Origin of the sequence: Mucilaginibacter sp., from assembly GCF_041663085.1 — a bacterium.
GTDB lineage: Bacteria > Bacteroidota > Bacteroidia > Sphingobacteriales > Sphingobacteriaceae > Mucilaginibacter.
Genome location: NZ_JBAZRC010000001.1, coordinates 168,651 through 188,669 on the forward strand (window position 1 = coordinate 168,651; position 20,019 = coordinate 188,669).

Below are 20,019 nucleotides of genomic sequence, written 5' to 3' on the forward strand. Positions count from 1 at the left end.
GTAAATTGCTTTGATGCATAACCGGATCACTAACGCTCCAGAACCGATGCATAAAAACGGTGACCGGTACTAGGAAACCGATAATCAGCAGCGCACCTATTCTTCCCGGATAGTCGACGATAATGCCTATCGCGCCAACGATGGCAATAATTCCGAGTAAGAGGACGGCAACAGCTGCTGAGATCCTGGCAGAAGAGCTGGTAATTTAGACGTTCTATGATACCTTCAATAGCCATAACAACAAGGTCATCCTCACTGGTGAAGTAGGTATAAACTGTTTTTTTTGAAATTCCGGCACTTCCGGCTATATCTTCCATTGTGACAACACTGACGCCATTGGTAACAAAAAGATCTTCGCAAAGCGCGATCAACGCATCATATTTCTCGTTGGATGACATTAGTAGCGAATCTATATGGGTCCTTACTTTAGTACGAAATTGAAATATTAAAATTAACGAACTAAACAAAAAAAACTACAGCTGCATTGAAGTCACAAGCTGAGCGAGATTGGCAATAAGTGTTTCCTGCTCCGATTCGCTCAAATGGCCTAATACTTTTTTTGCCATGATTTCTTTTCGGTCTTTGAATTCCTTAAAAGAAGTTTTTCCTTTCCGGTCAAGTTCAACTTTTACGACACGCCGGTCGTCATTAGAATTGTACCTTACCAAGAATTTATTGGTAACAAGCTTATCAACGATGGTGGTTAATGTACTCAATGGAGCTTGTAGAAAATCAGCTATATCACTCATTTTGACACTCCTTTTTTCTCCGATAAAAGAGATAATGAATAATTCTTTTTCATTGAGATCACCGCAGATCTTGCAACAATGCTCACCCTCACTTTTCATCGCATTACTCAAGTTGAACATGACGGATACGAATTTTTCGCCATTTTCGAATTCTACTAACATTTTGATCCTTTTTAACCAGTTTAAATTTTAAGGATATAAACTACTACCCAATCCTATAATAAAGCCGCTTTTCAATACTATGACTTTTCTGTAGCCTCATATTTGAAGTACTTTTCAAGCCTATTTGACGAAACGGTGAATTGCTTCATAGGCGTTATCCTGATAGGTAGTATTTTTCAAATCAGTGTAGAAAGTGCTCTGGTCAACGACATTGCCCGATAACTTACCTTCTCTACTTGCATAGAAAACGCCGCTTTTATATCGATCTTCCGAAACGCCATCGACAAAGCGTTTTACACCTACTTCTAAACTATGCACCATATCTCCTAATAACGGAAATATAATAGGCATCATAATATATTTCAACATAATGCGCATTGGCGCGGGCAAACTATCCGGTGCACCAGTTCCCTTCGTGTTCCCGGGACTCATCACAACAAATTTGAGGTCAGGATATTTTCTGGCCATTGCTAACGTCCACATCGTTCCTGCATATTTCACGTATCCGTATGCTTGAGTTACATCGAACTTATTGCCAAAATAGGTTCCATTAAGAACCCCGGCAAACTCATCTACAGAAGAAGTCCCCATGGTAACCGGTTTCATTCCGAGACTCTTTACTCCGGGAACAGCTTCCGCACTTACGAATAGCACTGTTTTTTTTAACAAATCTCGTTTGAGTAATTCCTCTACTAAAACGACATTACCTAAGATATTAGTAGCGGCTAATTGATTCATACCGGAACGCGTCATGTTCTCTGCAGTTTTCCCAACCATTCCACCTGCATTTAAAATTACGGCATCAATAGGTTCTTTTATTTTTTCTACCGCATTTCTTACCGAATTGGCGTCTGAAACATCGCCAATTACAATTTCAAAAATCCTTTTTCCCGTTTGGGCCTCAAGATCCTTTTTTGCTGCCTCGGCTTTCGCTTGGTTCCTGCAAAAAAGAATTACCTTTTTTGTTTCTTTTTTCAATGCTAACTGACGGGCGGCTTCTTTCCCAAGCCCAGCATTTGCTCCGGTTATTAATATACTTTCGTTCATTTTTTCTATCCTTTTTTAATTACTAATTGTTGTCCTTTATAAGTATTTATTTCCGCCTTTTATTGGCTTAGAGTGCCTGAATTACTTGTGGCAAATTGCTTAAAGCCCAAGTGTCTGTTATTTTGCCATCTTTTAAAATGTCAGTCTCAACTATATTTATTACCACTTTTTTTCCCGTCGCTGCTTTTCCCATAAACTCACCCGTGTGAGTTGCAGTTATTGTTTTTAGCAAAGACACTTTATCGCCTTCGCCTAATACTTCGTGAAATTCAATGTTAACATTTGAAAAGGCTTTTTTAAAGCTTGTCATGAATTCAACAATCAGAATCGTATCAATTGGTGGCGAATTGCCATCGTGTGGTGAAAAATGATCTACATAATAATCTGGGAAGAATTCTTTGACGATTGCTACATTTCCAGATTCCCAATACGCTTTGTTGAATCTTATTACAACATCTTTGTTATTTTCAATCGCCGATTTGTTTACTGCGGTTTTTGATTGAAGTCCTTGTGCACATACTAAGTTAGTTGCTGCAGTTAACAAGACAAACAATGTAATTTTTAGTGTTTTCATTTTTTGTTGTTTTGGTTTACATTAAATATCCTTTTGCTCATTTTTTATCTTTTTTACTTTGTTGACAATTTGTGTTGTCTTGTAGATCATGCCGATGCTTGTGCTTATGCAAAAAAGTACACTACGCATAGTAAGGCACCAAACAGTGCATATTGCCCAACGAGATATGCCGTTTCCAGGAAAAAGAACCCTATCGTTCGAGCATGGACATTGCTCGCCATCGAAGGAACTACAACCCTGCTCCAAAAGAAAACGCCCATAACTGAGACGAAGGTAAAGATGTGTACAACTGAAGTATGTTCTATTGGTAAGAGTGCATACGCCACTGAGAGAATGAGACCCTGAATGACCATCGCGCTAAATGCAAGCGGAACACTTGGGGCAGTGCCAAAAAACTGCCATTTTTCATAACTTTTTTTGAACATACTCAGATGCCAGAAATAACCCCATGGCATAGACGGGATTATGTACGCAAGCGCGCCTAAGATAATTTTAGTCAGCATAGATTTGGGAAATTATAAACCTTGAAAAACCTGTGGAAAATCGGTGCTGTTCCAGCGCTCAGTTATTTTTCCATCTTTTAATACCTCTATATCAAAAATAGTCGTAACTAACTTTTTGCCCGTGGCCGGTTTTCCCATGAACTCACCTGAATGGGTTGCGGTTAATGTTTTTCGCACACATACCCTATCGTCTTCACCGAAAATATCTTGGATTTGTACTGAAATATCAGAGAACCCGCTATAAAAACCAGTTACAAATTTTACCATTGGACTCGCATCGGTAGGTGCGTTGGGCGGTGCTGAATGATTGTAAAAGTTTTCTGCCAACAGCTCTTTTGTAATGTCTGTATTTCCTTTCCCAAAAAACTCTTCATTGAATCTAATCACAACTTGCTTGTTCTTTTCGATTGCTGATTTTTCTTCTATTGTGCTCATAGCCTTGATTTGTGGTTATTGTTATCGCGTTTTTAATAAGTAGTTTTTTGCCCGTATTAGTTTATAGCGCTTGAATTAATTGTGAAAAATTGCTTAAAGTTCGGGTCTCCGATATTTGGCAACTTTTCACAATATTCATTTTCAACGGTATTTATTACGTCTTTTTTTCCAGTTGCTGATTGTCCCATAAAACAGTTCACTTGCTGCCGTTAAAAAGGCCGTCCAAGTACTTTTTAATGTTTCCATTTCATGGGGTTTAAGTTTTAAATCAATCCGCGTTGTTTTTTACCTTTGTGGATTTACAGAGCTTGCATTACCTGTTGAAAATTGCTCATAGACCAGGCATCTGTGATTTTTCCATTTTTCAATACATCTGTTTCGACGATATTGATCGTTATTTTTTTCCCTGTTGCTGCTTTTCCCATAAATTCACCTGTGTGAGTTGCAGTAATTGTTTTTACCGTCGACACGATATCTCCTTCACCGATTACTTCAGTAAATTCAACACTCACATTTGAAAAACCTTTTTTAAAACCAGTCATAAGTCCAACCATTAGCGTGCGGCCATTCGGCCCGTTAGGTGGGGCAAAATGGTTCACATAGTTATCAGCTAACAATTCCTTGGTGATCTCTATATTTCCGGAGGCCCAATACTCCTCGTTGAATTTGATCACGGCCTCTTTGTTTTTTTGAACTTCGGAATCTTTTTCCGCCATTTTTCCCTGTGCACTCACTAAGGAAGTTGCTGCCATTAAAAAGGCAAATAAGGTAATTTTTAGTGTTTTCATTTTTTTGTTTTTTCAGGTTACTAATTGATATAAGAGCTATTTTAGTTCGGCAGTGCAATAGTACGTATATCGAAACAATAAATCAAAGTAAATCGTCATTTTAAATTTAAATGACATTAATCAGCTATTGGTCTGCCGGTTAAATAATCGCGAAAATGGAGTTCTATTCTTAATTAGGGTGGAAAAGCAAGGGAAAATGTGGGCCAAATAGTGCTAATTACCACAGTAAATTTACATGCGCGATAATTTATTTACGAAATTCAAACAGTACGATAGTCGAACTAAATAGATGAAAAAAATATTTATCCCTTCATGGAAGTCACGAGTTGAGCGAGATTGGCAATAAGTGTTTCCTGCTCCGATTCGCTCAATTGGCCTAATACCTTTTTTGCCATGATTTCTTTTCGGTTTTTGAATTCTTTAAAAGAGGCTTTTCCTTTTCGGTCAAGTTCAACTTTTACGACACGCCGATCGTCATTAGAATTATACCGTAAAAGGAATTTGTTGGTGACAAGTTTATCAACAATAGTGGTCAATGTACTCAGGGGAGCTTGTAAAAAATCAGCTATATCACTCATTTTAACACTCCGTTTTTCCCCGATAAAAGAGACAATGAATAATTCTTTTTCATTAAGATCCCCGCAGAGCTTGCAGCAATTCTCTGACTCACTTTTTATCGCACTGCTCAAATTATACATGATGGATATGAATTTTTCCTCTTTTGCCGCTTCTACTACCATATTGAATTTACAAACCTGACTTTAATTTTAAAGGATAATTTTACGCTACAAAAATAGACGATTAAATCAAAAAATACAGTATTCCATAGTCTGGCCATTTCCATTTATTCGTCGTCATACATTTTATCCTTATCCATCGGAAGGCGGGAAACCAAAAATGCACCCATAAACCCTGGATTACGTGACCTTTACCATACAATTTTACGACACAAGCATTTGTGATAACAGGGATTTGAGGTACCTATTTGCCTGGCCAATATCGCTTTGAAAGCGCTTCGGGTCAATATCCGGACTATCCTGAAGCCAAAGTTTGCTATGAACGATGACGATCTGCCTGAAAGTACCCAGTAAAGTATAAAAGATCATCCTGATATTTATATCCGGCTTAAATGACCCGTTGGTTATTCCCGCCTTAACAATTCCTTCCAATAGGCTGAACTGCTTCTCCGTGATTTCTTCGGACAATTGCGATGAACGTTCAATACTCCTGAGCAATTGCTCCTGGAGCATAATATAGGTACTCGTGCCATCTGCAAGTAGTTTAGCCGTGTAAAAATCAATTAACTGGTTAAGCTTTTCCATCTCCGTTAAACGCTGATCAGCAAGTTGCGCGCTTATGCTACTGAGATCATAGATGGACCTTTCGAAAATAGAGAGCAGTAATTGTTGCTTTGATTTGAAATAGTAGGATATCATGGAGCTATTAACTCCTGCCTCACGGCCCAGTTCCCTAATGGAAGTGGCCTGGAAGCCCTTTTTTGCAAATAATTTTTCAGCCGCTAGCTGAATTGCCGACCGCTTATCCCGTTCCATGGTCATTTTATCACTCCTGTATAACAATGTTTAAAAAGTCTCTTTCATTTTAAAAGCCTATGATCCTTACTTGCCAAATATATTATTAATTTCGCAATGTTCGAGTGTCGAATAATCTATAATTGGTAATAATGGCATGGGGTTAAAAAAGAAAGTAATGGAGCCTTTCAAATGCTACAGGTAACCACATTTAAGGCCATTTAAAATAAGACCGGAGACTGCTATAATTTGTTAGGTAATTATATTAGTTAAGTAGCCGCAGTGATGTCAATGGAGAGGAAAACCGATGAAAAAATTGAGTTTAAAGAAGTTATTAATCACGCTGTAAATGGTTGCGATATTCAAAACGGACGCTAAAACAGCGACTTGCAAAAAAAGTGTTAAAGGCACTTAATTCCAGCTTGCCCGGTTGCCTGTTTAATTTTGATCTGGATGATTGCGATTGTGTACAAGGTGAAAGTTATGGTTTTGAAATCGACGGAATCATTCAAATAGTGGGATCTCAAAGCGTTGAGATCTCACTATTTGATCAGCTATCGTTGTTTGACGACTGAAATAAAAAATGAAATGTTACCCTTCATTGGGTAGAGATGTATGCTGACGACTTGAAATATAGAAGATAACAAAATAAAATGCGGCTTTTAGGTAATGGCAAGAACAAAAGATTTTGATGAGTCAGAAGTGCTCAACAAAGCTATTTCAATTTTTTGGTATAGGGGTTATAATGGTACGTCTATGGCGGAACTGGTGAATGGCTTAGGGATCAGCCGGTCTAGCTTGTATGATACATACGGTAATAAACACTCCCTGTTTGTCAAAGCTCTGGAAAGCTACCATAATAAGGCCTTACACAGAATGAATACGATTCTTCACCAATGCACATCTGCAAAGGAGGGGATAAAACAACTCCTCGAACTTGCCAAAAGTGACCTGATGGGCGATTTAAAGCAAGATGGCTGCTTTTGGGTCAACGCGGCAGTTGAGATTGTACCGTACGACCCGGAAATAGAAGACATTATTACCCATTACAATCAGCAAGTGGAGGAAATCTTCCATAGCGCATTAAAAAAAGGTCAGGATAATGGCGAAATCCCATTGTGCATTAATACGATGGCTACTTCAAGGTTTTTTGCAAGTACTCTAAAAGGTTTAAGTGTTGTATCAAGGTCAAAAACAGACAATTGTGTTTTTGATGATACCATTAACGTGGCAATATCGGTAATAGCTGAATAGGCAACTAACCTACAGATATTTAGAAGTTTGATTATTTACTTGATAATGATTAGTGACGATATCGATAGGTCTATACATGGAAAAAAATTCATTTTTAATGTAAGGAATTGTTCGTTATGGCGACCAACTGCATAAACTAGTTATTCAATTAATTTAAAAAAAATGAAATCCATTAGAATATTTATAACCGTTGCGTGCCTGGGATTGGCAGCAGTGGTGACTCAGGCGTTTACCTTTATTAAAAGCGAAAAATTGACCAGGGCTGTGACACCGGGAAAAGGTTTTGCGGTAATTGAATTGTTTACATCCGAAGGCTGCTCCAGTTGTCCTTCTGCTGATGCACTTGTAGCCCGGGTGGAAAAGGAAGTAACCGACAAGCCGGTTTATATACTGGCTTACCATGTAGATTACTGGAACCGCCTGGGCTGGAAAGACGTTTTCAGCAGCGCTGAATACTCAGCCCGGCAGAACCAGTATGCTGACTGGCTAAATTTATCATCAGTTTATACGCCGCAGATTGTGGTAAATGGCCGTAAAGAATTCGTCGGTTCCGATGAAAGCACATTGCGCAATGCGATCAAATCTGACCTGGAAATAGCTTCGAAGTCCGAACTGGCTTTGAATGATATTAAAGTCAATGGTGACAATGCCACGGTACACTACACTACCGGCGCCGTTAATAACTCTGTCCTGATTGTTGCACTGGTGCAAAAGAACGCCACTACGAAAGTTCAACGTGGGGAAAACGGCGGCCGTACTTTATCTCATGTACAGATAGTTACCAGGCTAAAGAGTATTGCCTTAAACAATTCGAAAGACGGGACAGAAAACATCAGCCTGCCCCAAGGTTTTGATCCACTGAAATGGGAACTGATCGGTTTCGTTCAAAACAAAGCCAATGGTCAGATCACAGGAGCTACCAAAGCTCAATTTCCATCAGCAATGAGCGCTCAGGTCTCTAATTAATTCATATATATATTTAGCAATGGGTTTTAAGCCCATTGCTATTTTAAACCAATCGCCATCGAATAAAATTCTCCGGCAGAAAATGAAAGTAATCAAAGAAAAACATCCGCTTTTAATGCGCTGGACCCATTGGGTTAATTTTCCAATACTGACCATCATGATATGGAGCGGGATGCTTATTTACTGGGCCAATGATGAATACTCCATCACCCTCTTCGGGCACACCTTCGTGAAATTTTTCCCGGACTGGTATTATGACCTGCTGCACATCCCGGCGCGGCTGGCAGAAGGGATGGCCTTCCATTTCCTGTTCATGTGGTTTTTTACACTGAATGGAATATTTTACATCTTATACACCATCATATCCGGCGAGTGGCGCCAGTTGTTGCCTAACCGGCATTCCTTTAAAGAGGCCTGGCTGGTGATACTGCACGACCTGCACATCCGCAAGATGGCCCCGCCGCAGGACAAATACAACGCGGCACAGCGCATCGCCTATACTTCCATTATTGTCATGGGGTTCGGCTCAGTGATCACCGGGCTGGCAATATATAAACCGGTACAGTTTTATTATTTGACATGGCTTTGTGGCGGCTATCATTTGGCGCGTATCTGGCATTTTGCCCTGACCATTGGGTACGTACTATTCTTTGTCATACACATTGTACAGGTGATTTTGGCCGGGTGGAACAATTTCCGGTCTGTTATTTCGGGATTTGAAGTGATCGATGAACAACCTATAGCGTTAATAGAAACACCCAATGAAGATGAAAAAGCCTAAAAAAGAATTAACGATCGATCAGAAAATTAAGCGGAGAAATTTCCTCTCTTTCACCGTTTTCGGCGCTTTGAGTGCGTCGGCTTATGGCGGCTGGCGTTGGTTATATACCTCGCCCGAAGAAACTGCCGGTATAACCGCAGGTGCTCATAAACCGCTTCGCCGGGCATTGAATAAGACCGAAATTTTCTTTAGGAGACTGACATTTAACGAAAACCACCTGGTGAAAACCTATCCAAGATCAATGGCTGCCAAAGTCATCCGTCATAACAGTGATATAGGGTCGGAAGGGAAAATGCCACCTGAAGACTGGAAGCTGCACGTCAAGAAGAACTCCGGTGAAGTGTTACAGATCACACTCGATGACCTCATGAAACTACCCAAGACGGGGATCACTTATGACTTTAAATGCGTTGAGGGTTGGGACCAGATATCGCATTGGGAGGGTGTGCGGTTCATTGATTTTATCAATCATTATAACCTGCAACCGGAGGCTGAGTCTCAATATGTGGGTATGGAAACACCCGATCAGCAATATTATGTGGGCTTAGATATGCCGAGCGCATTACATCCCCAGACGCTGCTGGCTTATCAAATGAATGATGAATTATTGAACGGCAACCATGGGCAGCCGTTAAGACTGATCATTCCGGTTAAATACGGGATCAAAAACCTTAAACGGATCGGCACGATCACTTTCAGCAACACCCGTCCTAGGGATTATTGGGCGGAGCAGGGCTATGATTATTATTCAGGGTTGTGATAGGCTTTTAAAAGTTGATTTAACCGCTCCCGCAAAGCCCGGATTGATTTTGGGACCGTTTTTTATCAAATAAGGACTGATGACGGTGTTATCCAACTACCTTAAGTGTGCTTTTTGACTTGAATTACCGGACCAGCAATTGTCAAAACTGGGTGGAAATTCTCTTGCGGATACGGCTTAGTGATTGCGGTTTTACCCCGACAAACGAAGCAATATGATATTGGGAGATCCGCTGTTGAAGATCAGCATGGTTTTTTAAGAAGCGCTCATAACGAAGCTCAGGCGTCTCCATATACAAGGAACTGATATCCTGCAATAATTTTACGAACACCGCTTCAATGGCAACCCTGCCAAAGCGCTCCCCTCCGCGAACCGTCGCATAAAATACTTGCAGGTCGGCATGCGAAATCACAAAAATGATGCTATCCTCCAGGGCCTGGATGTTCTTTGAGGATGGGGCCTGCGGGAGAAAACTTTCATAATTGCACACAAATTCGTTTTCCTGTGAAAAATCATATATTTTTTCCTCTCCGTCATGATTGATATAGTATCGCAATAATCCCTTGGCCACAAATCCTACCTGTCTACAGATCCGCCCCTCTTCTAAAAAATACTCACCCTTTTTAAAGGTCTTTTCCTTAAATAATGTGGTGACGATAGCTATTTCTTCCGGGCTTAGCGCAATCACTTTTTGTATACTGTTAATTAGACTATTGATCATAGGGCATTGAATCTGGTGCAAATCAAAAATACACAACATGTTCGCATGTTGTGTATAAACCTGATTCGGCAAAGCCCATTACCTCGCGGACCTTAAAATTTTGGTTTCGACATTGATGATTTTGTTCCTATCGAATTCTGCGGTGTCAGCGGCAAACTCCGCGCTGTTCAAATAGCGTTCAGTCATTTCATCAACATCCGCATTGTCCGGAAAGGATACAAGGACGATGACCTGATTGGAGACGCCGGGTGTATGGCCGATCCAAACGCCTTTGACCTCAAAGCCGAACCGTGGAAGGTTTATCCTGTGTTTAGCCCAATTTGATGTGAAATATTGTGCGGCAGTTTCTTTATCCGCGAGGGTGTAAATTCGTAATTGGTCCATGATGTTGATTATTTTGATAGTTTTTTTATTTGAGGTTTGGCGTTCAATAACAGTGTGCCGACAATCGAACAAATCAGGGTCGCTACGATATGTGGTATAGCCTGCTGCACACCATTGTAGCTTTTGCTCAGAACGGTAATCATATCGGAAACCGGGATGATGGTCGCCACCACTAACATCATACCCAATGCCCGACGTTCTTTCATCAAAACCAAAGCGCATAACAGGATACCGGAAAAAATATCCCTGACACCTTTGATGTGGTGAAAGGAGTAATCTCCGTTGGCGTTAAAGCGGATGCCGAATGCGGCTGTTGCTGCTTCAGGAGAGAAGAAAAAGCGGGCTCCCAGGAAAATCATTCCAAGACCCAGTAAAAATGCGATGGCATAAGAGATTTGTGTTTTCATAATCATTTGTTTCTAATTAAATAATGAAACAAAATTATTATGCTCGCAACCGCCGTTCATGCACCTGGGTTAACAAATAAAAAAGCACTGATATTATATTATGGCCGGAGGGTGTAGGCCTTCAAAAGGACCGAAATCGAATTGGTATAATGCGCGTAACCTGAATGCGCACGAGAAAGTGGACTACTTTGGCAATTACGAATATCCCGAAGCGGTCATTATGATATCAGTGTTATCTTCGAGGCCTGTGTTAGAAGCATTAATATCAATATTCAAAGCCCCGGCGCTTGTCAGGGCTTTGAATGTATAAACTATAATTCAGGCGCTTCCGGGAAATCTACCGGCAATAGCGTAATCTTATGCAAATAATTGCTGATGATCTTGTCGCCGATAACGATGAGTATATCAATTAGGTTGGCCTCGTTGTACCCGGCGTTAAATAATGCTTCAACCGATTCTGCAGATGGCTCGCCACGGCTGGTTACGGATTCTTTTACAAATTCCGCGAGTGCGGCCAGCTTATGATCAAAGCTGATGGCAGCTTTTCTTATTTCAAGCACCTGCTCCTCTGTAAAGCCGTTCATTTTACCGACTACGGTATGCGCGGCCAGGCAGTATTTACAGTTATTGACCTGGCTAACGACCAGATTGATCACTTCGCGTTCCTTACCGTTAAGTGTGTTTTTACGCGACTGCAGCGCCAGGTAGTCGCCAAGCGCAGTATCGTTTTTAGCGAAATAGGCATAAAGATTGGGAACCATGCCCAGGTTCTTTTCCAGATTATCAAAAATGTGCTGATTAGTCTCTGAGACTTCTGCTTTGGTCGGTACAGTGAATTTTTTCATCGTTTGCTATCAATTATTTTTTAAATATTGCTCGTTTTAACTGGTCGCTATAGTTTATAGGCCTGTTAAACTTTAGATTGGTCGGAAAAGCTGCCATTTACTTTCAAAGTATTACGAAAAAGTAACTGATGTGACTGTTGTATGACGCTTCCATAGGACGCCGTTTTAAACCGATAATTTTGTAATCGTTAAAACCGGCAATTAAGCCATACCGGGTGGCCTTTTTTTGTAAGGCCGGCCTGATCTTTACGACTAAGTAAAAAATAAAGCAAACTAAATGTCATTACCTATGAATTTTGAAGAAAAAAAGATCCTGATCACCGGTGGATCAAGCGGTATAGGAAAAGCCATCATCGCCGAATTGTACCGTTTAGGCGCAAGAAATTTCGCTGTTGTCGGGCGTGACCCCGAAAAATTGAAAAAGCTGGGAACCAGGTTTCCTGAAGCGACATTTCTCTATCTGGAAGGCGATGTCGCTGACCTGGAACAGATCAGACATTTTACCACCACACTTACGGCACAATGGGGCAAGCTGGACATCCTCATTAATAATGCCGGGGTGGTCAGCGCCGGTCCGCTCGAGCAGATCAGCGATGAGGATATCATCGCACAGCAAAATATTAATGTTACCGGGTTGATCTTACTAACCAAATACGCCCTGCCACTACTAAAGCTAAGCCCCGAGGCGGCCATCATGAATGTTTCTTCAGGACTAGGCGCCATAGGCATGCCCTTTTATGCGCCGTACGCAGCTACCAAAGCGGCCGTACGACAATTTTCAGAAGCTCTTCGCCGTGAATTGAAGGATTTCCAGATCCATGTGATGACCGTCTACCCGGTCGCTACAGACACACCAATGATGGCAAGCGCCAACACCGGTAACATGGATACACCGGAAGCAGTGGCTGCTAACGCAATAAAAGGCTTGTCGAATGGCGAAATCGATGTTTTCATGGGCGGTGAACAAGCTGCGGCGAACCGTAAATTGAATTTCGAACATCCGCTGGAATTTGACGAAAAGGTAAAGGGAATGTACGATGCCATGCGGCAGCGAGCGACGAATCATCGTGCGATGTAAGCTTTGTTTTAGCTGGACGCTATAACCAGGCAATTGACCTTTAGAACAAGGTGCCGGTGTTGTTTTTCTTTTCACGTCCATCAAGCAAACCAGGCAACAACAGCCGGCTGGCCCACCGCGAAAAGAAGGTCATTCATTCATTTTGGTTACGAATGTCCTTGATCCGGTTATCTTGAAAATAAGATGATTGCGCAATTTTGTGATGTTAATTATTGAATTATTAAGTTTATGGGAAATCAGATCGAATCATCAATAAACAATCAGCCTGTCGCATTGGTGACGGGTGCTAACCAGGGCGTAGGCTCACAGATAGCCAAAGCGCTTGCTGCCGACGGATACGTCGTTTATGTAGGATCCCGCAACCTGAGCAACGGCGAAAAGGCCGCTGCCGAAATTGGCGTTAATGCGCATGCTGTCCAACTGGACGTAACGCAGCAATCCACGATCAATGCGGCAGTGGAACTTATAGAAAAAAAATCCGGCCGCCTCGACTTGTTGGTAAATAATGCAGGCATAGCACACGCCGGGAAGCCGGGCCGCACAGTAGAAGAGGTAATGGCATCCGGCAGGGCAGTCAACGTATCTTTGGACGAAGTGCGCACCGTTTGGGAAACCAATGTATTTGGTGTTATTGCGGTTACCCAGGCTATGCTGCCATTATTACGGAAATCAGCCGCGGCCCGTATCGTCAACGTATCCAGTGGCCTGGGTTCGCTGACCTGGATCTCCGACCCGGCTTGCTGGGCAAGAGATAACTTCGGCATAGTTTACGCAGCGTCTAAAACCGCACTAAATGCCGTTACCCTGGCTTTTGCCTTAGAGTTGGAAAAAGAGAACATCAAAGTTAATGCGACCAGCCCCGGCTATACAGCTACCGCGCTGAATAATTTCCAGGGAACTGATAGCCTGGAGGTGGGGTCTCGCGAACCTGTGCGTGTTGCGTTGGAAACAAATGGTCCGACTGGAACCTTTACAGGACCTGAAGGCCCGATGCCCTGGTAATTTTATTTATGACCGGCCACTGAGAAAGTCGCCGGTCATAGTTACTACCTTTCAAAATGAAAAGCGAAGCACCCCCAGTCAGTAAGATAGAATCCATAACAGAAATACACCGTATGCTGGGTATTCCCGGCCCGGGTCATCCGTTGATCAGTTTGCTGGATTCTTCAGAATTAATGAACCTATGCCAGTTCCCCGTAAGCTACGTTATTGGCTTTTATAAGATCACATTCGTGACGAAGCTGGCCGGTAAATTCCGTTATGGCCAGGGTTATTACGATTTCGACGAGGGAAGCTTGATGTTTACGGCACCTAACCAGGTGGTAGGCCATATTGAATCTTATACGGATAACGAAGGCTTGTCGCTGTTCATTCATCCCGATTTCCTGCAGGGTTATCCTTTAGCGGCAAAGATCAAACAGTTCGGGTTTTTCTCTTATGCGTCCAACGAAGCGTTGCACCTTTCTGATCAGGAAAGATCAACCATGCTGGCCATTTATAATATTGTTCGTGCAGAACTGAACAGCCGGATAGACGACTTCAGCCAGGAGGTGATCATTGCACAAATCGAATTGCTGTTGAGTTATGCCAAACGCTTTTACAAGCGCCAATTCCTGACACGGCAGATCGTAAATAATGACCTGCTCCGGCAGGTTGAAGACTTGCTGGATAGTTATTTTAATAACGATACAAATGTAATCCGGGGAATCCCCACTGTTCAATACCTGGCGGAACGACTGAATTATACCCCTAATTATTTAAGCGATATGCTTCGTTCACTCAGCGGACTGAATGCCCAACAGCATATCCATCAAAAACTGATCGAAAGATCAAAGGACCTGCTTTCCACCACCAACCTTGCGATCAGCGAAGTTGCCTATCAATTGGGCTTTGAGCACCCGCAGTCTTTCAGCAGATTATTTAAAATGAAAACTAAAGTATCTCCTGCAGCATTCAGATCAGCTTTCAATTAACAATTTAATCCCAGCAGTGATAATTAGCAGATAGATGAATCAGCAGTGTGCAGTCAGGATCACTGCACTATCTGGCATTTAAATAAGCCCGGGACTAACTTGTCATAACTTAATAGGCCTTTTGAACTGTTTGAAGCAGTTCATGCGGATACCCCATCGTTACGCTACTGACAGTTTTCCAAGCGTTCAAGCTGTTCCTGGTTTAAGTCAACATCAAGTGCCTTCAGGCTGTCAATTAAATGATGAAGTGTACGGGCACCAACTACCGGGAAAGCATTTTTGGTCAGCGTCCACGCCAATGCTACCTGGCCGGGAGTGGCATTAACTGCGGCCGATATAGACTCCAGCGTATCTAAAACATCCTTTTTAAAAGCATTTTCTATCGATCCGTCCAGCGCAGAAATTGTCAGCCTGCCAGTTTCCCCTTTACGGTATTTGCCAGTTAATAATCCTCCGGCTAAGGGGGAATACAGCATAGTGCCTAACCCGAAATGGGCTGCCATTGGCAGTAACTCCCGGTCTGCGGTACGTTGAACAAGGTTGTATTCGACTTGCAAGGCGGTCAATGGAAGTGCGCTGGCAATAGCTGATGCTTTCCAGGCAGGAAAATTAGCCAGTCCCGAGTATAGTATTTTACCTGATTTAACGAGGTCTTCCAATCCCCGGACCGTTTCTTCCAGTGGAGTAACGCCATCATCATAATGCGGCATATAAATATCTATGTAATCCGTATTCAGCCGCTTTAAACTCCCCTCTACAGCCTGACGCATAGCCTTGCGGTGATTTCCCAAATTAGCCGGTGGCGGGCTCGTTTCGCTGCTGCGTGTGTATTTGGTGCAAATAATGAAGTTTTGCCTTTGTGACCTCACAAAAGCGCCAACGATCTCTTCCGCTTGGCCTAATTGATACTGGTCTGCAACGTCAATAAAATTGCCGCCCGCATCGGTATAGGCGTTAAGGATCTTAGATATTTCATCAGCGTGGGCTCCGTAACCCCGGCGTTCGCCAAAACTTGCGGCGCCCAAAACGAGTTCACTGGCCGGAAGGCCGGATCGTGTTCCGAATAATTTGTACTTCATATCGCAAAACTCGCGTGATGTGCGGATAGTATCAAGTACGGCTAAATTCAGCCGTATCATATAAGACAATAGGATGACCTATATTTGTGTATGTACGAAAGGAAATTACCGCTGCAATTTGAATGCGGCCTTCACCTTTTTATGGAAGTAATGAACGGGAAATGGAAGATCAACCTGATCTGGTGTATTTACAATGGTATCAGGCGACCTGGTGAATTACATCGCAGAATACCCAAAGCCTCCCGGCGATTGTTGGATGTCCAACTGAAGCAATTGACAGATCTCGGTATCATTACGAAAACAATTTTTGATCAGCGGCCTTTAAAGGTCGAATATGAGTTGACATCACTGGGCCTCACCTTGATTCCTGTGATAGAAGTTACCGCACAATGGGGCGAAACTCACCGCAACGCGCTGGAGCCTTTGTTTCAGCTTTAAGATTTGCCTGATTCCAAGTCCTCGATGCAGAGCGAGCATTAAGTATATTGCAACATTAGTCGTCCGTTTAACCAGGCTTTCCATGCTATCTGTTCTAAAAGGACACCTATATGATCCTAAAGATGACTGTCTGAATGCTAATGAAGTCAGTCAGCTGCTGCATTTTTGCTGCGCGGCAAACGCATCGCCGGTGCGCAAACGGTTCCAAGTTCCGATCAAGCGCATTATTCAGGACTTCACTTGTTTACCCGCTTCGCTGGGAAAAGCTGCGCTTACCTTCACGCTGCCCTTGATACCTTGCTTGAGGACCACTTTGCCAACCGACCCGGTCAAAAGGCATAACCAGCCCTTCGGGAGCCTCGTCCGGCAACGGTAGCCGGAAGGGCTTTGTCCTTCAGCCCGGTTTAAGTGCCTTCAGCCTACACTTCCAGGTTTTTTATTCAGAGCCATCCCCGGACTGCTGTTAGTTTTTAATTCCTTTTCATTTAGCCTTTGCTTGAGGCGAATTTACCCCTCTTCAGCGGCCAAGGCCAGGCAAGTGCCGCTTAAAAAATCTCCACACCTCCGCTTTGCTCCGGGTCGTATTTTTTGCGGCAGCCTTGTTCCGCTCGCCCCCCGCGCAAGTATTCTGCCTCTATCAAAGGCCAAATGAGGGTTTTGCCGAAATGGTCATTGAAAAACAGATTTTTTAACAAATAAATTTTAAACGAGATGGAAATCACAGGAAGATTGGTAGCAGATGCTACCGTGAGAGCAGTAAACGAAGACAAAAAAGTAACAGGTTTCAGGGTAGCGGTTAACCGCCGTTACAAATCACAGGGGGAACAAAAAGAGGAAACCGCCTTTATCGATTGCACCTACTGGCGGGGTGAAAAAATAGCCTCTTTTTTAACAAAAGGCATGTTGGTGCAGTTATCGGGTTTTATGACCGCCGAGCCGTGGGTAAGCCGTGACGGTGAGCCGATGGCAAGCCTGCGCTTTCGCACCGAGGAAATCAATATGCTGACCAAATCGGCCAATAATGGAAATGAAAAGGAAACTGCTAAACAGGCAGGCGATAAAAATGGCATACTGAAACCAAGCGAACAATTCAATTAAACGATTGCAGACCAAATTAAAAACGGAGGTAATTGAATTCTGAACGATAAGTGATAAGGCCATGAATAGAAGAATGGATATTTACGATGTAGCGCACGAATGGGCGAACAATACGGATACGAACGCATCGGCAACATCAGCCAATTTGTTTTTTGCAGGTGGGGCGATTTATTCCTACGGCGACCATTTTATGATTGCCAAACACGTTTGGAACGAACAGGGCGAACATGCAGTGTTGTTTACCGAGCAGACGTACAGCAGGACAACAAGCAAACACGTTTCCCTTGTTGCAGGCGCATCCTCACATTTAACTAAACTGTTTGTACCCGACCCGTCATCTTCCAAAGCGGATTTATTTGAAAGTTGGCGCGAAGCGATGGTACAGGCTGCCCATAAGATGGGTTCGGCACGTAAACCCGCCAAATATATACTGGAAATACAGCAGATTTTCGAAAAGGCGAAACGCTACGCAGATTTTTTTAACTACCAACTGCCTGAAGAATTGGTAAAAATAGCAGGCGTTGAAAACCTGTCGCAGTTTGTAGACTACCTGCAACAGGAAAGGGAATTACGGGAAGCCATAGAAAAGAAAGAACAAAGAAAAAGGCTTTCCGCTCAAAAAAAGCAGTTGGCAGACTGGCGGTCGTTCAAAAAAGATTACCTGCGGATTTATGACGGTTTGGACTATTTACGCCTGAATGTAAAGACGGGGCAGATCGAAACCACGCAGGGTGTAAGGTTTACTTTATCCGCAGGGCATCAGCTATACCGGTTTGTAACGGCTGTCATCGCCAAAGGCGGTTGCACCAATTGCGGGGAACTATTCCTGGAAAGGTATGCCGTTAGCGAGGTGAACAAAGATTTCATTCGGGTGGGGTGCCATAAGGTCACCCTTAAAGAAATCAAATCATTTGCTAAGCAACAGGGGTGGCAATAAGCCACCCCATTTTAAACACTAAAATTTACGAAAATGAGAATGTACGAGAAAACAAGAAACGGCATTGAGTATATAGACGAGATTGCCAGTATCGAGGGAGCGGGTTTTGTATTATTCCCGACAGCGGAACAAACACCGAAAATGGTCAAAGAGGCCATAAGGGAAATATTTAATGACAGGGATGTGGTGTCTTTAAAGGTGGCTAATGAGAAAGATTGGGACGAGCGTTACCGCTCGGAAATATTCGCCCATCCTTTCTCCCGCCCCCTCCGTTGGTACGAGATTAATGCAGACGATCAAAGCGAGCTCCGTGCGGAAAGGCTTAAAGGCACTACGGTCTTGGATTACATCAACCGATTTGTTTTACCGTTCACGGCAGAAACCAAAGCAAGGAACATCGCACGTTACGGCGATAATATCATAAACTTATGAGAACGTATCAGCACTATAGCCTATCCTGCGCCCTGCTATTAATAGCTATCGGGCTTTTTATCCGCTATCAAATCGGCAGGCGCAGGTTTAACCGAAGGGGTATTGGCGGTTTACAACAATTCCCCACTTACGGCAGGTTCATGTTTATCATGGCCGTTGAAAGGGTTATTTATTTTATCGGAACACTCTGCCTGCTGACAGGTTTGGTTTTACTCGCCATCGCAGGCATTACACATCACTCTAAAATTTAACAATTATGAAAACGAATTTTTTTCAGCAAATAGCAGGATTAGGCTTTAAGGGTAATTTCCTGCTCAATATCAATCAGGATGAAACAGGGGTACAAACCGTATCGGTCGTACTCAAAAAAGATAAGGCTATCGACGGCTTGCCACCGATGCTTTTTAAGGCGACCGCTGACGAACTGGACGAGGGATTTTTTGAGCAACTGGCACAGCCTGTCAGGCAAACCGCAGGATTGATAAACAATATAGAAAGCTATCAAAAGGAACTGGAAAAGGCGAAGAAGAACGGCAAACCCGATAAGGCCAAAGCAGGCAAACCTGCTGAAAGCGACCCCGAGGACGACGAACAGGACGAGCAAAATAACCTGTTTACCCCGCCCGAGGACGACAAGCAGGCCAAAGCCGAAAAGAAACGGCTGTATGATGAAGCGATGGAAAAAGTAAAGCAACTGGCGCAGAATACCAAATATGCCGAAGCCCTTTCCAACCTGCCCGATGTAGCAGAATACCCCGACAAAGCCGAAGCCATCGAAAGCAAACGCAAAACCTTGCAGGCTGGTAAAGAAGCCTACGACAAATTAACCGCAAGTTTTAACGAATAATATAACTCCATTATGAAAGCGATGATTTTACCGAGGATTTTCCTGCACAAGGAGAACGGGCAGGAAATCCGGTTGACCGACCCCAACGACAGGTTCACGATTGCAGAGGTGCAGAATTTCTATGCAGGTACTTACCCCATACTGACCAACGCCAAAATTACCGGCCCTGAAATTAAAGACGATGAAGCGCAGTTCCGCTTTGAAAGCACGATGGGAACGAAAGGTTAAA

General features: G+C 43.0%; 28 protein-coding genes. 14 read left to right on the top strand and 14 right to left on the bottom strand.

The window, feature by feature from the left end:
• Positions 1–29: 29 nt before the first annotated feature.
• From WC615_RS00740 to WC615_RS00780, 9 genes are all read right to left on the bottom strand, one after another.
• Entirely contained in the window at positions 30–398 is a 369-nt protein-coding gene (locus WC615_RS00740) for a TetR/AcrR family transcriptional regulator (RefSeq protein ID WP_372976229.1), read from the bottom strand.
• Positions 399–473: 75 nt separating this feature from the next.
• Positions 474–911, bottom strand: a complete 438-nt coding sequence (locus tag WC615_RS00745; RefSeq protein WP_372976230.1) for a MarR family winged helix-turn-helix transcriptional regulator — start codon at positions 909–911, stop codon at positions 474–476.
• A 120-nt stretch (positions 912–1,031) separates the two neighbouring features.
• Entirely contained in the window at positions 1,032–1,958 is a 927-nt protein-coding gene (locus WC615_RS00750; protein WP_372976231.1) for an SDR family NAD(P)-dependent oxidoreductase, read from the bottom strand.
• 67 nt (positions 1,959–2,025) lie between these two features.
• Entirely contained in the window at positions 2,026–2,532 is a 507-nt protein-coding gene (locus WC615_RS00755) for an ester cyclase (RefSeq protein ID WP_372976232.1), read from the bottom strand.
• Positions 2,533–2,636: 104 nt separating this feature from the next.
• Positions 2,637–3,035: a hypothetical protein gene (locus tag WC615_RS00760; protein WP_372976233.1), complete on the bottom strand. Its 399-nt coding sequence runs from the start codon at positions 3,033–3,035 to the stop codon at positions 2,637–2,639.
• 12 nt (positions 3,036–3,047) lie between these two features.
• Positions 3,048–3,470, bottom strand: coding sequence for an ester cyclase (locus tag WC615_RS00765; RefSeq protein ID WP_372976234.1), 423 nt, complete (start codon positions 3,468–3,470; stop codon positions 3,048–3,050).
• Positions 3,471–3,769: 299 nt separating this feature from the next.
• Positions 3,770–4,258, bottom strand: coding sequence for an ester cyclase (locus tag WC615_RS00770; RefSeq protein WP_372976235.1), 489 nt, complete (start codon positions 4,256–4,258; stop codon positions 3,770–3,772).
• A 302-nt stretch (positions 4,259–4,560) separates the two neighbouring features.
• The gene (locus WC615_RS00775) at positions 4,561–4,998 is read right to left on the bottom strand and encodes a MarR family winged helix-turn-helix transcriptional regulator (RefSeq protein WP_372976236.1); all 438 of its coding nucleotides are present in this window, start codon (positions 4,996–4,998) and stop codon (positions 4,561–4,563) included.
• 201 nt (positions 4,999–5,199) lie between these two features.
• Positions 5,200–5,817, bottom strand: coding sequence for a TetR/AcrR family transcriptional regulator (locus tag WC615_RS00780; protein ID WP_372976237.1), 618 nt, complete (start codon positions 5,815–5,817; stop codon positions 5,200–5,202).
• 642 nt (positions 5,818–6,459) lie between these two features.
• Here WC615_RS00780 and WC615_RS00785 point away from each other — a divergent pair.
• The 4 genes from WC615_RS00785 to WC615_RS00800 all read left to right on the top strand — a co-directional run bounded on the left by WC615_RS00785 (position 6,460) and on the right by WC615_RS00800 (position 9,551).
• Positions 6,460–7,044: a TetR/AcrR family transcriptional regulator gene (locus tag WC615_RS00785; protein WP_372976238.1), complete on the top strand. Its 585-nt coding sequence runs from the start codon at positions 6,460–6,462 to the stop codon at positions 7,042–7,044.
• A gap of 162 nt (positions 7,045–7,206) precedes the next feature.
• Positions 7,207–8,010 carry a DUF1223 domain-containing protein gene (locus WC615_RS00790; protein ID WP_372976239.1) on the top strand — a complete coding sequence of 268 codons (804 nt, stop codon included), beginning with the start codon at positions 7,207–7,209 and terminating at the stop codon, positions 8,008–8,010.
• A gap of 82 nt (positions 8,011–8,092) precedes the next feature.
• Entirely contained in the window at positions 8,093–8,791 is a 699-nt protein-coding gene (locus WC615_RS00795; protein ID WP_372976240.1) for a cytochrome b/b6 domain-containing protein, read from the top strand.
• Positions 8,778–9,551 carry a molybdopterin-dependent oxidoreductase gene (locus tag WC615_RS00800; RefSeq protein WP_372976241.1) on the top strand — a complete coding sequence of 258 codons (774 nt, stop codon included), beginning with the start codon at positions 8,778–8,780 and terminating at the stop codon, positions 9,549–9,551. The genes WC615_RS00795 and WC615_RS00800 overlap by 14 nt, the downstream gene beginning before the upstream one ends.
• Positions 9,552–9,693: 142 nt before the next feature.
• Here WC615_RS00800 and WC615_RS00805 read toward each other — a convergent pair whose 3' ends face one another.
• The 4 genes from WC615_RS00805 to WC615_RS00820 all read right to left on the bottom strand — a co-directional run bounded on the left by WC615_RS00805 (position 9,694) and on the right by WC615_RS00820 (position 11,908).
• Entirely contained in the window at positions 9,694–10,272 is a 579-nt protein-coding gene (locus WC615_RS00805) for a Crp/Fnr family transcriptional regulator (protein ID WP_372976242.1), read from the bottom strand.
• 78 nt (positions 10,273–10,350) lie between these two features.
• Positions 10,351–10,656 (bottom strand): NIPSNAP family protein, encoded by a 306-nt coding sequence (locus tag WC615_RS00810; RefSeq protein WP_372976243.1) that lies wholly within the window; start codon positions 10,654–10,656, stop codon positions 10,351–10,353.
• Positions 10,657–10,664: 8 nt separating this feature from the next.
• On the bottom strand, positions 10,665–11,063 hold the full coding sequence (locus WC615_RS00815; protein WP_372976244.1) for a DUF4267 domain-containing protein: 399 nt from the start codon (positions 11,061–11,063) through the stop codon (positions 10,665–10,667).
• A 311-nt stretch (positions 11,064–11,374) separates the two neighbouring features.
• On the bottom strand, positions 11,375–11,908 hold the full coding sequence (locus tag WC615_RS00820; RefSeq protein WP_372976245.1) for a carboxymuconolactone decarboxylase family protein: 534 nt from the start codon (positions 11,906–11,908) through the stop codon (positions 11,375–11,377).
• A gap of 289 nt (positions 11,909–12,197) precedes the next feature.
• Here WC615_RS00820 and WC615_RS00825 point away from each other — a divergent pair, with 289 nt between their 5' ends.
• From WC615_RS00825 to WC615_RS00835, 3 genes are all read left to right on the top strand, one after another.
• Positions 12,198–12,986, top strand: coding sequence for an SDR family NAD(P)-dependent oxidoreductase (locus WC615_RS00825; RefSeq protein ID WP_372976246.1), 789 nt, complete (start codon positions 12,198–12,200; stop codon positions 12,984–12,986).
• A 228-nt stretch (positions 12,987–13,214) separates the two neighbouring features.
• The gene (locus WC615_RS00830; protein ID WP_372976247.1) at positions 13,215–13,988 is read left to right on the top strand and encodes an SDR family NAD(P)-dependent oxidoreductase; all 774 of its coding nucleotides are present in this window, start codon (positions 13,215–13,217) and stop codon (positions 13,986–13,988) included.
• 56 nt (positions 13,989–14,044) lie between these two features.
• Positions 14,045–14,959 carry a helix-turn-helix domain-containing protein gene (locus WC615_RS00835; protein WP_372976248.1) on the top strand — a complete coding sequence of 305 codons (915 nt, stop codon included), beginning with the start codon at positions 14,045–14,047 and terminating at the stop codon, positions 14,957–14,959.
• A gap of 164 nt (positions 14,960–15,123) precedes the next feature.
• Here WC615_RS00835 and WC615_RS00840 read toward each other — a convergent pair whose 3' ends face one another.
• Positions 15,124–16,098 (bottom strand): aldo/keto reductase, encoded by a 975-nt coding sequence (locus WC615_RS00840; protein WP_372976249.1) that lies wholly within the window; start codon positions 16,096–16,098, stop codon positions 15,124–15,126.
• A gap of 30 nt (positions 16,099–16,128) precedes the next feature.
• Between WC615_RS00840 and WC615_RS00845 the strand changes: the two genes are divergently transcribed.
• From WC615_RS00845 to WC615_RS00875, 7 genes are all read left to right on the top strand, one after another.
• Positions 16,129–16,476 carry a winged helix-turn-helix transcriptional regulator gene (locus WC615_RS00845; protein ID WP_372976250.1) on the top strand — a complete coding sequence of 116 codons (348 nt, stop codon included), beginning with the start codon at positions 16,129–16,131 and terminating at the stop codon, positions 16,474–16,476.
• A gap of 711 nt (positions 16,477–17,187) precedes the next feature.
• A complete protein-coding gene (locus tag WC615_RS00850; RefSeq protein ID WP_372976251.1) occupies positions 17,188–17,574 on the top strand; it encodes a single-stranded DNA-binding protein in 387 nt (128 codons plus the stop codon).
• A gap of 61 nt (positions 17,575–17,635) precedes the next feature.
• Positions 17,636–18,511, top strand: a complete 876-nt coding sequence (locus tag WC615_RS00855; protein WP_372976252.1) for a hypothetical protein — start codon at positions 17,636–17,638, stop codon at positions 18,509–18,511.
• 33 nt (positions 18,512–18,544) lie between these two features.
• Positions 18,545–18,943 carry a hypothetical protein gene (locus WC615_RS00860; protein WP_372976253.1) on the top strand — a complete coding sequence of 133 codons (399 nt, stop codon included), beginning with the start codon at positions 18,545–18,547 and terminating at the stop codon, positions 18,941–18,943.
• Positions 18,940–19,194, top strand: coding sequence for a hypothetical protein (locus tag WC615_RS00865; protein WP_372976254.1), 255 nt, complete (start codon positions 18,940–18,942; stop codon positions 19,192–19,194). The genes WC615_RS00860 and WC615_RS00865 overlap by 4 nt, the downstream gene beginning before the upstream one ends.
• Positions 19,195–19,199: 5 nt before the next feature.
• Positions 19,200–19,790: a PRTRC system protein E gene (locus WC615_RS00870; protein ID WP_372976255.1), complete on the top strand. Its 591-nt coding sequence runs from the start codon at positions 19,200–19,202 to the stop codon at positions 19,788–19,790.
• Positions 19,791–19,802: 12 nt separating this feature from the next.
• Positions 19,803–20,018 (top strand): PRTRC system protein C, encoded by a 216-nt coding sequence (locus WC615_RS00875; protein WP_372976256.1) that lies wholly within the window; start codon positions 19,803–19,805, stop codon positions 20,016–20,018.
• Position 20,019 lies beyond the last annotated feature (1 nt).

Bases quoted from the DNA above. Each gene is read 5' to 3' on its own strand.
- WC615_RS00740 (WP_372976229.1), bottom strand. From the start codon at position 398: ATGTCATCCAACGAGAAATATGATGCGTTGATCGCGCTTTGCGAAGAT.
- WC615_RS00745 (WP_372976230.1), bottom strand. From the start codon at position 911: ATGTTAGTAGAATTCGAAAATGGCGAAAAATTCGTATCCGTCATGTTC.
- WC615_RS00750 (WP_372976231.1), bottom strand. From the start codon at position 1,958: ATGAACGAAAGTATATTAATAACCGGAGCAAATGCTGGGCTTGGGAAA.
- WC615_RS00755 (WP_372976232.1), bottom strand. From the start codon at position 2,532: ATGAAAACACTAAAAATTACATTGTTTGTCTTGTTAACTGCAGCAACT.
- WC615_RS00760 (WP_372976233.1), bottom strand. From the start codon at position 3,035: ATGCTGACTAAAATTATCTTAGGCGCGCTTGCGTACATAATCCCGTCT.
- WC615_RS00765 (WP_372976234.1), bottom strand. From the start codon at position 3,470: ATGAGCACAATAGAAGAAAAATCAGCAATCGAAAAGAACAAGCAAGTT.
- WC615_RS00770 (WP_372976235.1), bottom strand. From the start codon at position 4,258: ATGAAAACACTAAAAATTACCTTATTTGCCTTTTTAATGGCAGCAACT.
- WC615_RS00775 (WP_372976236.1), bottom strand. From the start codon at position 4,998: ATGGTAGTAGAAGCGGCAAAAGAGGAAAAATTCATATCCATCATGTAT.
- WC615_RS00780 (WP_372976237.1), bottom strand. From the start codon at position 5,817: ATGACCATGGAACGGGATAAGCGGTCGGCAATTCAGCTAGCGGCTGAA.
- WC615_RS00785 (WP_372976238.1), top strand. From the start codon at position 6,460: ATGGCAAGAACAAAAGATTTTGATGAGTCAGAAGTGCTCAACAAAGCT.
- WC615_RS00790 (WP_372976239.1), top strand. From the start codon at position 7,207: ATGAAATCCATTAGAATATTTATAACCGTTGCGTGCCTGGGATTGGCA.
- WC615_RS00795 (WP_372976240.1), top strand. From the start codon at position 8,093: ATGAAAGTAATCAAAGAAAAACATCCGCTTTTAATGCGCTGGACCCAT.
- WC615_RS00800 (WP_372976241.1), top strand. From the start codon at position 8,778: ATGAAAAAGCCTAAAAAAGAATTAACGATCGATCAGAAAATTAAGCGG.
- WC615_RS00805 (WP_372976242.1), bottom strand. From the start codon at position 10,272: ATGATCAATAGTCTAATTAACAGTATACAAAAAGTGATTGCGCTAAGC.
- WC615_RS00810 (WP_372976243.1), bottom strand. From the start codon at position 10,656: ATGGACCAATTACGAATTTACACCCTCGCGGATAAAGAAACTGCCGCA.
- WC615_RS00815 (WP_372976244.1), bottom strand. From the start codon at position 11,063: ATGAAAACACAAATCTCTTATGCCATCGCATTTTTACTGGGTCTTGGA.
- WC615_RS00820 (WP_372976245.1), bottom strand. From the start codon at position 11,908: ATGAAAAAATTCACTGTACCGACCAAAGCAGAAGTCTCAGAGACTAAT.
- WC615_RS00825 (WP_372976246.1), top strand. From the start codon at position 12,198: ATGAATTTTGAAGAAAAAAAGATCCTGATCACCGGTGGATCAAGCGGT.
- WC615_RS00830 (WP_372976247.1), top strand. From the start codon at position 13,215: ATGGGAAATCAGATCGAATCATCAATAAACAATCAGCCTGTCGCATTG.
- WC615_RS00835 (WP_372976248.1), top strand. From the start codon at position 14,045: ATGAAAAGCGAAGCACCCCCAGTCAGTAAGATAGAATCCATAACAGAA.
- WC615_RS00840 (WP_372976249.1), bottom strand. From the start codon at position 16,098: ATGATACGGCTGAATTTAGCCGTACTTGATACTATCCGCACATCACGC.
- WC615_RS00845 (WP_372976250.1), top strand. From the start codon at position 16,129: ATGTACGAAAGGAAATTACCGCTGCAATTTGAATGCGGCCTTCACCTT.
- WC615_RS00850 (WP_372976251.1), top strand. From the start codon at position 17,188: ATGGAAATCACAGGAAGATTGGTAGCAGATGCTACCGTGAGAGCAGTA.
- WC615_RS00855 (WP_372976252.1), top strand. From the start codon at position 17,636: ATGAATAGAAGAATGGATATTTACGATGTAGCGCACGAATGGGCGAAC.
- WC615_RS00860 (WP_372976253.1), top strand. From the start codon at position 18,545: ATGAGAATGTACGAGAAAACAAGAAACGGCATTGAGTATATAGACGAG.
- WC615_RS00865 (WP_372976254.1), top strand. From the start codon at position 18,940: ATGAGAACGTATCAGCACTATAGCCTATCCTGCGCCCTGCTATTAATA.
- WC615_RS00870 (WP_372976255.1), top strand. From the start codon at position 19,200: ATGAAAACGAATTTTTTTCAGCAAATAGCAGGATTAGGCTTTAAGGGT.
- WC615_RS00875 (WP_372976256.1), top strand. From the start codon at position 19,803: ATGAAAGCGATGATTTTACCGAGGATTTTCCTGCACAAGGAGAACGGG.